Genomic DNA, 13,610 nt, shown 5'->3' with positions numbered 1-13,610 from the left:
ATTCGAAAGTAGCTTCGGCATAAGCAACAGTAAGGGCTATGTTTTCCAATTGGAGGACATAGTTCATTTTTTATATTCAAACACGAAATCTCAAAATAGGTCCTGCTAAAGAAAGTCCGCAAATTTCCGAGGTTTAAAGAGAGTAGCAAAGCAAACCGCTGAGCACCCGCAAAACGGACGGCAGCCATCCAAAGATGTTATAGATGCGTCAGTCTCCGCGTCAAGGCGGAATTCCTCTTGAAATCACGACAAAAGCCGATGGTTTTTACAATCCGGCCAATTTAAAAAGGCTGAACCATTCGACTGCACAGATGGAACAAGGGAACACCGTAGCCAAATCAATGGATGACTGGGAAGAATGGCCGATAAATGATCTGATTTTTATAATCGACTTTTTATAATCGACGCCTGGGAGGATTATCTCTATTGGCAATCACAGGACAAACGAACTTTAAAACGAATTAACCAGTTGATCCGAGACATTGAACGGAATGGATATGAGGGAATCGGAAAACTGGAACCCCCTGAAAGGCAATCTTTCCTCATATTGGAGCCGAAGGATCGATGAAGCCAACCGTTTGGGTGTATCGATTGAATGACAGCAAAATTGAAATTTATTCTTTGAGGACGCACTATGGAGATAAATAACCAGCGTAGAGATGATTTTTCCGAACATATCCTTGCCGACTTGGTGCCACAGGGATTCTCAGAAGAGGAACTGTTGGAGAAATTTAAGAAACAAAGCAAAAAGGTCCGTCCTGTGGTCAAGAAGCTCAATGCGGAGGCGGATTCTCTGACCGAAAACGATCTTGCATCCGGAGCGCAACCCAGGAATCGCCGATGCCAACAACCAGCTTCTCAACAATGTGACGTATTCGGCAAACTTAGATCTTGCTGGCAGTTTTTGCACCTATAAATCTATATGTTTCTTTTGAAATGTAGAAACGACAAGATCCCGATGGGGATAAAATATATACACCAAACCATCAACACGGCGGTCCCGACCCACACCGCACCATTCATGCTTTTACTGAATAGGCCGAGTATGGGTATAACAAAACAACCAATAAAGAAGATGCCGTGCATCAGCAACAGCCATTTCAACCATTTATCAGCTTTGCTCCTTGGTTCTATGGTGAATCCAGCAAATAAGGTAGCTAATGCCATCAGACCATATCCAAGCAAGTCATAGCTAAAAAATAATCCAAATCGTTGATAATTCAGTATCTGTGAAGCCTGTTCATTAAGATTATCGAGTCGTACTGCCGTTACTTGACCAAAGTAAACCATCAGTACGAACACCGCATACGCTCCGGAAAAAATCATGGCAGTATATCCCGCGGCCTTCTTTTCCATGGGGCTGTAAATCGCAAAAGTGCAAATCATCGGTACAAAACTAAACGCAATAAACATGCATATCAGATAGCTTCCAAAACTTGTTCCAATAAGCATACACAACGCAAACCCAATTACCGCAAATAAATTAATAATTGAGCTAATCATTCCTATTTTTTTATTCAAACTTATTCACTCCATCAGACATCAAATATGGTAATCCATTGACAATCCCAATTTTGATTATCTGCCCATTGTAAATTATCAGTCCTGGTCCCCAGAGTGTAAACAAACTGGGAAGTTCGGGAGGTAATCCAAACTGCTCAGTTTTCCGCTTATCTGCATGAGCAAATGAGAAGATGGTATATTTATTTCCTAATAATAAATAAATTGCATTGATCGCAATAATATGCATATACCTTATTTAGTTTTAAGATACTTGTTTTATTAAGGGGTATTCCAGTATTTTTCGACAATATTGTCAGCCTTTATTTTTTACCTTCTGGGATCCATTCGAGTTGATAACGAACACCGCCCAAATAGCCCAATTTCATAACGTTTCCACAATAGGGGCAGATATTATTGTCAATCATTCTTTCCTCCATAGTAGTTGACATTAAACATTATGCAAAGTCCGCTTTTCGATTCAAGCTGCTCAGGTTGCTCATTTGGTGTAATTATAATGTACGGCTATAGCAGGCTATTTCCCTATTAGAACATTATTGTTTTCAGAGCATCTGTTTTCTTGTGTACGGTTTCGCATTGAGAGATATGATTTCAAAATCTATTTCCTGCGGAAGATGTTGACGACGGGCAGCTGCAAGCCGCCGTTAATGCTAATCCTTTAGGGCATTTTTTATTTATAGGCTTACTTTTTATATTTGCTCTCTTGGTCTTATTTTTGTGAGTTTATAAATTTGCGTACTATTAGCTTTTTTCAAACTTATTTTTCCTTTTCTTGATTTTATATAGATACACATAGTATAATAGCCTTATCAGCAACCGAGGTTAATAAATTTTACGGTTTTCACCTCTGCTTAAGCACAAATTTTCATTTTAATTATAATTGTTTTCTGAAAAATATGCAAACGCTTAGTTGGGACTTAGACCGCGAATCAAAGGGGGTAACAATAAATGCATACTAATTTTATGGTAAGAATCAAATCGTTTTCGCTTCTGCTTGCGATTGCCGTATTGCTGTCTGCAACATCTCTCAGCACAATCGGCGCATATGCGGCAGGAGATACATTTACAGCCAAAAATGACGACGGGGTCGAAATTGAGTATCAAATTTCGGAAAGCGGTAACGTTGCAGTGATTGCAAATAAAGGTTCAGAGTATAGCGGCAACGTAACAATCCCTGCAAAAGTTACAAATAGCGGAACCACATACAACGTTACCGCAATCGGCGATAAAGCGTTTTTTAATTGTTCCGGGCTGACGGACGTCAAGCTGCCGAACAGCGTGACGTCAATCGGCGATGGGGCGTTTATGGACTGCGGCAGTTTAACGAGCATTACCCTGCCGAACAGCGTGACGTCAATCGGCGAGGAAGCGTTTGAGGGCTGCAGTTTAACGAACATCACCCTGCCGTCCAAAGTGAACTCAATCGGCGATTGGGCGTTTTCGAATTGCAGCAGTTTATCGAGCATCACCCTGCCGGACAGCATGACTTCAATCGGCGATTATGCGTTTTACTACTGTACCGACTTAACAAGCATCACCCTGCCGGACAGTATGACTTCAATCGGCTATAAGGCATTTGAGGGTTGCGGTTTAACGAGCATCACCTTGCCGGACAGCATGACCTCAATCGGCAATGGAGCGCTTTCTGGTTGCAGCAGTTTAACGAGCATCACCTTGCCGGACAGCGTGACGTTAATCGGCGATGGAGCGTTTATGGGTTGCAGCAGTTTAACGGGCATCACCTTGCCAGACGGCGTGAAGTCAATCGGCAATTCAGCATTTTTATTGTGTACCGATTTAAAGAGCATCACCCTGCCGGACAGCGTGACGTCAATCAGCGATGAAGCGTTTTACCAGTGCAGCAGTTTAACGAGCATTACTCTGCCAGCCGGCATAACATCAATCGGCAAGGTAATGTTTACTGATTGCAGCAGTTTAAAGAGCATTACCCTGCCGGACAATGTGACTTCAATCGGCGATGAGGCGTTTAAGAATTGCGGCAGTTTAACGAGCATCACCCTGCCGGCCGGCGTTACTTCAATCTGCAGGGAAGCGTTTTTGGGTTGCAGCAGTTTAACGAGCATCACCTTGCCGGACAGCGTGACGTCAATCGGCGATGGAGCGTTTATGGGTTGCAGCAGTTTGGGGAATGTCTACTTTGACGGTGACGAGCCTACTATTGGCCTTTCCGCGTTTTCAGGCTGTTCCGGAACTTTGAATTTTCATTGTGCGGGCGACGGCGATTTTTCGAAACTTTCATCTTATGGCGCGGTCCATAACAAAGAAAAAACATATTCTATCAAGGTTAATTCTTTATCACACGGAAGCATTGCGCCGAGTACCCAAAAGGGCATGCCGGGCGAAACGATCAGCCTTACGGTCAAACCGGACAGCGGTTATGCGCTGGCGGCCGATTCCCTCTCTTACACGGATAGCGGCAATCGGCATAGTGTTGCAGGAAACAGCTTTACCATGCCCGCGGCGAGCGTGACCGTAACCGCAACATTTAAGAGGACGTCAGGTGGCGGCAGCGGTTCCCATCATCATTCTTCGCACAAATCTTCCGAAGTCCCGGTTTCAGTTCCTTCGCTTCCCTCTGCCGTAAAAGACTCCTCGTCCGGCATGGAAGTTGACCTTTCCGGCGCGACGTTCTCATCCAGCGTAACAGGCGTCACGTTTTCCGTTATCCCGGAAACAGCGAACGGAGATCCGAAAGGGGAATCGGGCGGCATAACCGACCCGGATGGCAAGGCTGCCTACAATCTCGCTGTTTCCGACGCGGATTTGGACGTCATCGGAACGCCGTCCCTTTACAAACTGAAACTTCTTGACCAAAACGGCAATAATATTTCCTCTTTCAGTGGCAGCGTGACCATTAAAATTCCTCTTCCGCTTGGACTTCGCGGCACGCCGCGTGTTTTCCGCTATGAATCGGATGGGACGCTGACCGACATGAAGGTGACAGTAGAGAACGGATTTCTCGTATTTCAGACCGATCATTTCGGCGATTACATTGTCGCGGACACCGGGAATTCGATTACGCTGGACACGGCCAGTTATCAAATGCCGGTTGGCGGCAAGTACCAGATCGGTATAAAGCTGACCGGCGATAAGGCTGCAACGGCGAAAGTTTATTCGACCAATGATAAAATTGCCACAGCCACAAAACTGGAAAACGGAAACGTTCAGGTAAACGGCAAAGGAACCGGTACGGCTTACGTTATGTTCGACGTGTACGACAACAAAAACAATCTGCTCTCCCATGCTTCCGTCCGCGTGGAGATTAACGGCATCTCGAGGCCACACGGAGATTCAACAAGACAAATTGGAGTTTATTGAATCATCCAACCTAAAACCAATTAATGCAAAAATTGAAAGCAGCATACCTGCTAAAATCAGGAGGTCTTTTCCAGGGATTCCATTTCCAGCATTGAAACAGGCGGGAAGTGATAAGCCCCGTCCTGTTCCGACGTCTGAGAGACGGCTGCAGCTTTGGAATGAGCAGATTTACATGTGGCAAGTATTGAGTCCTCTCTTCCGGCTCGATTGTCAAATGGCGATTATTCCATTTGCCTTTTATTCTCTCAAACATAGATTCCTCCTATGATAAGTGAATACGTCTTGCAATAGAGGAATTTCTAAACATACCTCTCATCCCGGGGTTCAGCCGGGATGAGAGGGCTTTTTATAGTTGGATTGCGCCCTCTAAGAATGTCATAAACACTATGCGGCGTCTGACATTTCTTTTTTGCTGTTCATTCATAATTTACTCTCCTCTGACTGTCTGATTAAATAAAAAGAGACTTCCTCCTAATATGGAATAAGGAAGAAGCCTTGTCAGATGATAACCGATGCATATCAGTATAGGTGAAACCATAAAAAAAGTAAAATTGTTTTATTTTATGAAGATATTAGTCAAACACTAAGATTCATGTCAAACAGGTCCTTTTCCCATTATTCGTACCTCAATGGGCAACGTTGTCCATCCTGCTTAAAAGGAGCTGATTCAGTCTTCTGATTTCCGCGATTAGGCGATTCCTTTGCCTTACAAAATCCGTTCTGAGGAACACATATTCAGCAGGGCTTTCTTCTTCGCGTTTTGTCTTTAAAAAGGCCATCAGTTTCGTGAAAACTGGAGAACCGGAGAACGCAAGGTCCTGGTCGTAGGGGGAACCGCAGCTTTTATACCGATCAAAAAGAGCGATCAGACCGTTGAAATATTCTTCTGGAGCAAACGGAAGTCGGGTGTCTGTCAACAGTTTATAGACGTTTAAGAAGAAAAGCTCCGTGTCTTTTCGATAGACTTCCGGATCGACCCGGTCGTAGGTATCATCTTCCGTATGCCACCAGTAAACGCCCGGACCCGGGCTGTCGGAGTCCTTCTGGCCTTTAGCCCTTTCATAGCGGGTATAAAACTGAATGGGAATGTCGGACCCCAAAAAAGACTGGTCGGCGCCTCTTCCAACCGGGAAAAACAAAGTTTCAACGCCGGGGTCGACCGCATCCGCATTCTCCCTGAGAAATAGCGGGAGGTTTTGGGGTACATCAAAGATCGTATTTTGCCGAACAGATAATCTAAAATAACATGTACCGGCATAGTTGCTTTTCTCAGTTCCAAGGCGGGCGGCCTTCTGCGCCTTGGAACTGAGAAAGCTAATACAAAATGTCCCCTTCGCCCGGACAAAAACAAGCGGCCGGGTGGAGAAGCCTTTTATCAGATGCGGTTATCTGCCCTGCACATATAGATCCATTGCCTAACAACAACCTTCACTTTATCCATGCCATAGCGTATAACATCCAATGTAAACTGATTCTCCCCGCCTCCAATCAGCTGCCTTCTTATGCCATTCATATAAGCGCAATTAATCGCGGTGTCAACGTTTATCTTGCAGATACCGCCTTTGATCGCCTTTAGAATATCCTCTCCCGAAATACCTGTACCACCGTGCAGTACGAGCGGAATTTGAATTGCTTCCTTGGCTTCCGCTAGCCTTTGAAAGTTGAGCTCCGTTTTTCCAATATAAAATCCATGTACATTACCGATTCCGATTGCTAGGGAATCCGGCGAACCTTCCTCTACTAGTCTTACTGCTTCCTGCAAGTCGAAAAGATAATTATCTCCTACATAAGAGGCCTCATAAGTGGATCCGGTAAGGGTGGGACCAATCTCAGCTTCGACGAAACAGCCCCTTTCATGTGCATAATCAGCGATCTCCTTGACAAAGGCGACATTTTGTTCAATCGGCTTATCCGAGGCATCCATCATAATCGACTTAAAGCCCAGATCAATGGCATGTTTGCAAGCAATACAATTAACAGAGTGATCTATATGATGAATAACTGGTACCGATGCCTGACTGGCCAAAACATCCACCATATGTACGCACATCTCCGGTCCTATCGTTTCATATACCTGTGGATCGGACATAAGCAGTACCGGAGCATGCATTTCTTCTGCTGCTTCCACGATGGCCATCATATCCCATAAGCCATAGTAATTGAACGATGGTATTGCAAATTTCTCTGCTTTAGCCTGTTCATATAACTGCAGCAATTTGTTTCTATCATACCTCACCATACTATTGCCTTGCTTCTTTCTCACAACTGTCAAAGTGAAAGTCTGGCAACCAAATTCCAATTTCACGCTTTACCGCCATTTCGCTATCTGACGCATGGATGAGATTAGCCACTAGGCGATGTTCTAAATCTGCTTTCTCATAATTGTCACCCTTCCCCAAGTCCCCTCTGATTGTCCCATGTTCCGCTTTCGACGGCTCAGTAGCACCCACAATGTTTCTGACACTCTGGATAATATCATTAGATCCCGCGAGTACTATTGGGATAACAGCTTTTCCTTCAAACATGATTCTTGATTCCAGTTCAAATTCAATTCCAAATTTTTTAATATGCTCTGCATAATGAGCTGTAATCTTCTCGGCCGTTGCAGTTTGCAAATCGAAAAGCTTGGGAAAGATATTGTAGTCCGCAAAATACGAAATGATTTCTCGTACCAGCTTTCGCTCAATAGCATCAGGCTTTAAAAGTACAAACGTTATTTCAGACATATCCTTCCTCCCATATTGGTCCAGCCATTGATTTAAACTGCGCTAACCATTACTTTAGACAGCTTTTCCAAAAGCTCGGCTTCCCGACCTTCACAGCTGACACAGCCAGGTGTAAGATTTGGTTTCGTCTGCCCATGAAAATCACTTCCAACGGTTTCAAGTAACTGTAACCTCTCCGTCAGTTCGTGAAATATCGCTGTTGATTTCAAATCGTGATAGCTGCTGTACACTTCGACACCATCGAAATCAGATTGCCCTAGCAAAGCCTCCATCGGCCCCGTATTTTCCCCAAAGTAGCATCCTGGATGTGCAAGTACTGCAACGCCTCCAGTATCGTGAATCAGGCCTGTCACAAACGAAATGGAATTATGGCGGGTGGGGATATAAGCCGGCCCGCCCAACTCACAAAAGTCCCACGCGAAATTAAGCGCCGGATTATCCGACCTATCACCACCGGGAAGAAAGGGCTGCAACAATGGATGGTCACGATTTGCTGGTTCCGCTAAAGCAAGCATTGCAATCCGCTCCGGCGCATAAACGCCGTTAACGGCTGTTTTCCAAACCGCAGCCTCATCAAAAACGATTCCCAGGTTTTTTATCGTCACAATGCGCTTTTTTGCAACCTCACGCTCACATTCCTCCAGTTCGCATTTCAGTTCTTCAAAGCGGGGATCGGAATAGTCAATCCCATAACCCAGGACATGCAACTCATATTCCTGCCAGTCACACGTGAATTCCCCCGCAGGAATGACTTCCAAGCCGATCTCTCTAGCGCACTGTATTGTTTCTTTTACATTCCTGACCGTATCATGGTCACTTAAAGCCATGATTTTAACACCGTGCCTCCGAACAACCTGGACAAGCTCTTCTGGAGAGTACTGCCCGTCCGTGCTGGCATTTGAGTGCATATGTAAATCTAGGGAACTAGCCTGAATACCTTTTAAATTCATTGTGACTACTTTCATTGTGCACCCCCACCAACAGCCCCAAATAAGCAAACCACAATCATCAAAACAGGAAGCACCATATAACCGAAGCCTCCCAGACAGTCCGGGAAAGCCAGGCTGAAACGCTGTGTCCTCACATTTCGGGTAAGGCTACACCGTCATAAATTGTTTTAAGCTAAAACAGTTCTTCCTGTGACAACATTTAATTCTTATTCCTCTCCATCGTAAGGCTCAATCAGAAAAACGACCGGGCGGAATCCGTCCGTGCAGGACGTCACCTGGCACTTCTTATCGGGACCGGCAGTACACTCTGCGTTACGTTGCACCATTATAATATCTTTGAAGATGTCAGAAAAAGCCCAGACGCAGAAGTTCTCAGGCACTTTTTTCCCATCGGTGATAAATACATCGCCTTCTTTTAAATGTGAGCAGCGTACAATCGCTTTCGGGGCATACTTCTGGACTACATCCGAGACCAGGAAGACGCTTAAGTACCGTAATTTTGACATACTTTGACATAATCCACCTCCTAATTTACGCCACCCAGCTCGTTTGACCGGAACTGTTATACCGAAGATCCGATTCAACGGTTTTCACCCGGGTGCGGGTTAACCTTCCGCTTTCTCCAGACGTCTGTCCGAAACGGAAGCCTCTTTAGTAAAGCAAGCAATAACAACACACACTACCATAATTGCGACCATAAATATTATAGTGTAGCTGTGACGGCCTTGGAACAACAGATTGATGAACAAGAGGATTACAGCACTGCCGACATTGCCTGCCCACTGCAGAATAGACTCCGAAGTGCCTTCCGAAGCGGGATATGCGGCTTCAACAGCAAGTACTAGCGATACTGGCTGTGCGCCGAGTAAAGCGAATCCGAAAATAATTGCTGTAAGGAAAATCAGGGCCAACTGATGGACAAACACGAACGTACCAAGCCCCAGAATACCAAACACAAGGCTGAGTTTCAGGGAAGGCAGTCTCCTGTGCAATCTATCCCTATCGGAAACAATCGGGAGAAGCAACGTTCCCACCATTCCAGCAATTGTGAGGACTAGGTTTATCGTACCAATGTTCATAGAGTCGAGAGAGACTGTGAAATACTTTAGAATAGGTTCAATCAGCGTTGTAAACGAACCATAAATTCCATTCAGGCAGAAATAGATCAATATTCCAGCTACAACATGAGGCCTCTTGAAGCATAATTTCATACCTTCCACGAAATTGACCCGTTCAGTCAACTCCTGAGCACAGGGAGGGGTTGAGGGCTGCTCACGGGCAATCAGCAGAAAGAGAACTGCTATGGCGGCGGTCAGATAACCATAAACATTCAGAAGGCCCTTGATGCCCAAGCCAATCTGCATCATATACGGAGTCCCGAGGCTGGCTCCCACAACGCCTATGTAGATAGACAGCATACCGATTCCGTTTACCGTAGCGCGTTCCTTAGGCGGAAACCATTTGGTAGCCAGGATGCCAAAGGAATTCAGAATAAACGGCTGAGCTATCGAAATGCCTATTGTACAAATAAATACCGCGCTGTAACTTTCGCCATAGAAGCCCCTGAACAAGGCAGAAATCGCCATAATAATCGCAGCGGCTCCCACTGTTTTGTACCACCCGAATTTGTCGTATGCCCAGATTGAGAAAAATGACAGAAACACCATACCCAGCATAACGATCATCGAGAGATTGCTCATGGCCGTTTCACCCGACGCCTGATCTTTAAAGCCATAAAAATGCCAGGCTTCTGTCGTTATTGAAAAGAACGTCGCCCAAAGGAGCTGCATGATCGCGTCAACGAGTACATACACTGAGAGAACAAGCCACCGACGCTTATAAACTCTGTATTGCGCATCGACTGTGTTTTCCATAATACAACCTCCATACAAATTTTACCTGCAGGCTTCAACGACAGGTAACTGCCTGCTTAACACTTCTCAGCTAAGTCAGGACCAGTTCGGTTTTGATGAAGTAAACCCTTAAACAAACCGGGATGCTACCTACTTTAGATCTCAAGAAATCTCTCCTTAGCAGAACCCTCCTTTACAATAAACATGGGGACAGCGGACAGAAGCAAAAGAGCAACCATTAATATCATTCCACACTGTTGATTGTTTTGTACCAGTTGTATGAAAACAAGAATAACAATGCTTCCGGCATTTCCCAACATCTGCAGAATACCCTCTGATGTACCTTCCGACGCAGGGTAAGATGCTTCTACACCAAACACCAGTCTACAGTTTGTACCCCTATGACAAAGAATCCAAAAAGCACCATCGCTACGAAGGCGAATATTACTTGATGCAAAGGTAAGTGAAACCGCGGTGCCAACGGGAAGATATCAGACAGAAGATATGCGATTTTTATGTGTTGTCATTGGATACCTGTCCGACCGCCACAACTCTCGAGCTAAGGACACCAAAAACGAAAGACGCAAGGCGCGGACCATTGATATTATTCAGGAACTGCATGCAGACCTACTCGCACATAAAAAACAACAGGACCGGATAGCCGACGAATTTCCGGGCTACAATCCGCAAGGTTATGTATTCATAACCGCCGAAGGAAATCGGTTCGATCCTCGAACGTTCGAGGATTTATTCTACCGGGAAATCAAAGCGGCCGGGATCAAAGATGCGAATTTTCACTGCCTGCGCCATACCTTCGCAACGCGGTCTATCGAAAACGGTATGGATATCCTGGTCCTTTCTAAAATTCTCGGCCATGCCAAACCATCCACCACGCCGAACCTTTACGGCCATGTACTGACCGAGCATAAAAAGGATAGCATACAGAAGATCAGCAGCCTGTACTCCACGCCGATCTCAACCGTAAAGCAGCAGCAGGAGCAGGATAAAGGGTTCATTCTCAGTTATAATTATTCAAAACGGAAAAAAACGTTTGACTGTCAAATGGCTGTCAATTAAGCTGTCAAAATTAACACGTTGACAGCTTAAGAAAAAAAGAAAAAGCCCAGAAGCCGCATGGCTACTGGGTTTTGTTTGGTTGCGGAGGCCCGCAAGTTGCCGTGTTTGAATTATTAATACCCAGGTCATTGCTGAGAATCGCTGCATAAAAACAAAATGAGCCCCCTGCGAGCCGGTTGAGTTTGCAGGGGACTTCTTATGGTCGGAGTGAAATTATAGGACTTGGAGAAATCCAGTAATATCAATGGTTTGCGGGCAATCAGCAAGCAGTACAAAAACGATATTTATAATGAAATCATTTTAAACGCCATAATGATAGGCTAGAATTGCACTTAAAAAGATTAAGGCCATAAAAATATAGAGGATTATCATAAGTTTGTCTTTTAGAATCATTTTCAGTAATAACTTGGTGGAGTCTTTTTTATAATTCTCAAACTCCTTTTGAATGGATTCACTTTTTGCTTCTAACTCATGTATTGAAGTAAAAGAACATTCTTTCAACTTAGCTACATCTCTAACGTAATCCGATAGGTGATTTGTAATTTTGCGTAACCCATCTTCTGTAATTTGGTTATTCATCAGTTCTTTATCAGTAGTGTTTGCCATTTTCTGAATTTCACTAAGCAAGTTTTTCAATAAGTCCTCTTTGGAAATCCATCGACATTCTTTGTGAGCTGCGTAGTATTCATCCTCGGTCTTATAACCACAGCGTTTCATTTCCTGTTCCATTTTTGTATCGGCATCATAAGAAAATTCCAAAACCGTTTTAATGCCAAAGAACATGCCGTCTATGTAACCGAGTTTTCGCAGTAACTTTTCAAATTGTGTTACCTGACTTTTATAATTACTCTGAATTAAGAAGACTCTGGAAACAACTACACTTGAAACGATACCACCGACAATTCCGAGAGAGAGATTCCAAAATAAATTAAATAATGACATAATCTATTCCCTCTCTCACCGATAGTAGTTTTTTATAAGTTTCACTTTTATAAAATTATAGCAAATTATAAAAATTTTGCAAGGAAAATCCTGTCATCCTATTTTACTCGCGAGTGTCCTTATAGGACTTGCTTCTCGCAAACTCGCATGGCTACAGGCAAAACAAAAGACCGACGATTCAAAATCGTCGGTCTTTTGTTGGTCCGAGTGGCAAGACTTGAACTTGCGGCCTCTAGACCCCCAGTCTGTTTTTATGTCTAATTTAGCGGACTAAACTTAAGCAAAAGCCCGTATAGCATAGCCATTTATCAGTGTTTTATAATTTCTCGATACCGATTGATTTTGTAAGAGTGTGTAGTCAAAAAGTAGTCAGATTCGACCTTGAAAATAAAGCACTTCCGGTCCTGGTTCCGACTCAGAGTTGCGGCCGTTGCGGGGGCTGGACGTACGTCCGATTTAGGCTTCCACGTTTCCTAAAATAAATCACTATGGCTGCCTGTTCTAATCAGCCGCAAAATAAGGACCTTCTTGCTGATCTGATAGACAAGCAGCCAGTCAGGTTGAATATGACACTCTCTCATGCCCTTGTAGTTCCGGGAGTTCGTCAGGTTGTGGTCTTTGTACTTCGGAGGAAGGGGCTGTTCGTTCGCCAGTATGGAAACCACTTCGGCCAGCAGCTCCGGGTTGTATCCCCTCTTTATTGCCTCTTTGTAGTCTTTTTTGAATTGCCCTTGATATTCGATCTTAAGCATTCAAGTCCTCCATCAGCGCCGACACACTGTCAAAGGGACCATGAACATCTCTGCCCTTCTCCGAGTCATCCATAGCGGCCAGCGTAACCTCGTTTGGGGTGTCCAGCGTCACATCGAACGGAAACCCGTGATAACGGATAGCTTGACGCAGAAACACATTGACGGCGGTAGTCATATCCAAACCCAGCTCTGAAAAAATCTGTTGGGCCTGCTGTTTTACATCCTTGTTCATTCTGATCGTCATGCTGGTATCGGATTTTACAGACATGATGCAAGCTCCTTTCCTTGTTTTTGTTCACTTATAGTATATGCTAATTCATGTCTATTGTAAATACATTAGGCATGAATTATTCTCAAATTTTCTAAAAATTCCGGCCATATTCCATCCTTGCATGCAGACATTTAGAGGGCAAAGGGCAAAAAACCTTACAGAAGCTGTTTGTTTGAAGC

At 44.4% G+C, this 13,610-nt stretch carries 16 protein-coding genes and 1 pseudogene; 5 read left to right on the top strand and 12 right to left on the bottom strand.

Annotated elements, in window-relative coordinates:
- The first annotated feature begins 203 nt into the window (after positions 1-203).
- The 3 genes and pseudogenes from VA597_RS05330 to VA597_RS05320 all read left to right on the top strand — a co-directional run bounded on the left by VA597_RS05330 (position 204) and on the right by VA597_RS05320 (position 916).
- Positions 204-401 (top strand): hypothetical protein, encoded by a 198-nt coding sequence (locus VA597_RS05330; protein ID WP_326975449.1) that lies wholly within the window; start codon positions 204-206, stop codon positions 399-401.
- Positions 398-648: pseudogene (locus tag VA597_RS05325) on the top strand (Txe/YoeB family addiction module toxin). The gene VA597_RS05330 and the pseudogene VA597_RS05325 overlap by 4 nt, the downstream one beginning before the upstream one ends.
- On the top strand, positions 635-916 hold the full coding sequence (locus tag VA597_RS05320; RefSeq protein WP_326975448.1) for a hypothetical protein: 282 nt from the start codon (positions 635-637) through the stop codon (positions 914-916). The pseudogene VA597_RS05325 and the gene VA597_RS05320 overlap by 14 nt, the downstream one beginning before the upstream one ends.
- A 2-nt stretch (positions 917-918) precedes the next feature.
- Here VA597_RS05320 and VA597_RS05315 read toward each other — a convergent pair whose 3' ends face one another.
- From VA597_RS05315 to VA597_RS05305, 3 genes are all read right to left on the bottom strand, one after another.
- Positions 919-1,521 (bottom strand): hypothetical protein, encoded by a 603-nt coding sequence (locus tag VA597_RS05315; RefSeq protein ID WP_326975447.1) that lies wholly within the window; start codon positions 1,519-1,521, stop codon positions 919-921.
- On the bottom strand, positions 1,514-1,750 hold the full coding sequence (locus VA597_RS05310; RefSeq protein WP_326975446.1) for a hypothetical protein: 237 nt from the start codon (positions 1,748-1,750) through the stop codon (positions 1,514-1,516). Before VA597_RS05310 ends, VA597_RS05315 begins: the two co-directional genes overlap by 8 nt.
- A 73-nt stretch (positions 1,751-1,823) precedes the next feature.
- Positions 1,824-1,940: a PF20097 family protein gene (locus VA597_RS05305; protein ID WP_326975445.1), complete on the bottom strand. Its 117-nt coding sequence runs from the start codon at positions 1,938-1,940 to the stop codon at positions 1,824-1,826.
- A gap of 529 nt (positions 1,941-2,469) precedes the next feature.
- Between VA597_RS05305 and VA597_RS05300 the strand changes: the two genes are divergently transcribed.
- Positions 2,470-4,860: a leucine-rich repeat protein gene (locus VA597_RS05300; RefSeq protein WP_326975444.1), complete on the top strand. Its 2,391-nt coding sequence runs from the start codon at positions 2,470-2,472 to the stop codon at positions 4,858-4,860.
- A gap of 626 nt (positions 4,861-5,486) precedes the next feature.
- Here the strand turns inward: VA597_RS05300 and VA597_RS05295 are convergent.
- The 6 genes from VA597_RS05295 to VA597_RS05270 form a co-directional block, all read right to left on the bottom strand.
- On the bottom strand, positions 5,487-5,960 hold the full coding sequence (locus VA597_RS05295; protein ID WP_326975443.1) for a hypothetical protein: 474 nt from the start codon (positions 5,958-5,960) through the stop codon (positions 5,487-5,489).
- Positions 5,961-6,235: 275 nt separating this feature from the next.
- Positions 6,236-7,099, bottom strand: coding sequence for a class II fructose-bisphosphate aldolase (locus tag VA597_RS05290; RefSeq protein ID WP_326975442.1), 864 nt, complete (start codon positions 7,097-7,099; stop codon positions 6,236-6,238).
- A 1-nt stretch (position 7,100) separates the two neighbouring features.
- The gene (locus VA597_RS05285; protein ID WP_326975441.1) at positions 7,101-7,586 is read right to left on the bottom strand and encodes a nucleoside-diphosphate kinase; all 486 of its coding nucleotides are present in this window, start codon (positions 7,584-7,586) and stop codon (positions 7,101-7,103) included.
- 32 nt (positions 7,587-7,618) lie between these two features.
- Positions 7,619-8,551: a PHP domain-containing protein gene (locus VA597_RS05280; RefSeq protein WP_326975440.1), complete on the bottom strand. Its 933-nt coding sequence runs from the start codon at positions 8,549-8,551 to the stop codon at positions 7,619-7,621.
- Between the two features lie 191 nt (positions 8,552-8,742).
- On the bottom strand, positions 8,743-9,120 hold the full coding sequence (locus VA597_RS05275) for a TIGR04076 family protein (RefSeq protein ID WP_326975439.1): 378 nt from the start codon (positions 9,118-9,120) through the stop codon (positions 8,743-8,745).
- Positions 9,121-9,141: 21 nt separating this feature from the next.
- A complete protein-coding gene (locus tag VA597_RS05270) occupies positions 9,142-10,410 on the bottom strand; it encodes an MFS transporter (RefSeq protein ID WP_326975438.1) in 1,269 nt (422 codons plus the stop codon).
- Positions 10,411-10,893: 483 nt separating this feature from the next.
- Between VA597_RS05270 and VA597_RS05265 the strand changes: the two genes are divergently transcribed.
- Positions 10,894-11,466: a tyrosine-type recombinase/integrase gene (locus VA597_RS05265; protein ID WP_326975437.1), complete on the top strand. Its 573-nt coding sequence runs from the start codon at positions 10,894-10,896 to the stop codon at positions 11,464-11,466.
- 300 nt (positions 11,467-11,766) lie between these two features.
- Here the strand turns inward: VA597_RS05265 and VA597_RS05260 are convergent, their stop codons facing one another.
- The 3 genes from VA597_RS05260 to VA597_RS05250 all read right to left on the bottom strand — a co-directional run bounded on the left by VA597_RS05260 (position 11,767) and on the right by VA597_RS05250 (position 13,428).
- Positions 11,767-12,408 (bottom strand): hypothetical protein, encoded by a 642-nt coding sequence (locus VA597_RS05260; protein WP_128741808.1) that lies wholly within the window; start codon positions 12,406-12,408, stop codon positions 11,767-11,769.
- A 473-nt stretch (positions 12,409-12,881) separates the two neighbouring features.
- A complete protein-coding gene (locus VA597_RS05255; RefSeq protein WP_128741807.1) occupies positions 12,882-13,160 on the bottom strand; it encodes a type II toxin-antitoxin system YafQ family toxin in 279 nt (92 codons plus the stop codon).
- Positions 13,153-13,428 carry a type II toxin-antitoxin system RelB/DinJ family antitoxin gene (locus VA597_RS05250; RefSeq protein WP_128741806.1) on the bottom strand — a complete coding sequence of 92 codons (276 nt, stop codon included), beginning with the start codon at positions 13,426-13,428 and terminating at the stop codon, positions 13,153-13,155. Before VA597_RS05250 ends, VA597_RS05255 begins: the two co-directional genes overlap by 8 nt.
- Positions 13,429-13,610: the final 182 nt, after the last annotated feature.

Origin of the sequence: Caproicibacter sp. BJN0012, assembly GCF_035986805.1 — a bacterium.
Lineage (GTDB): Bacteria > Bacillota > Clostridia > Oscillospirales > Acutalibacteraceae > Caproicibacter.
This window is presented reverse-complemented; position numbering and strand designations above follow the sequence as displayed.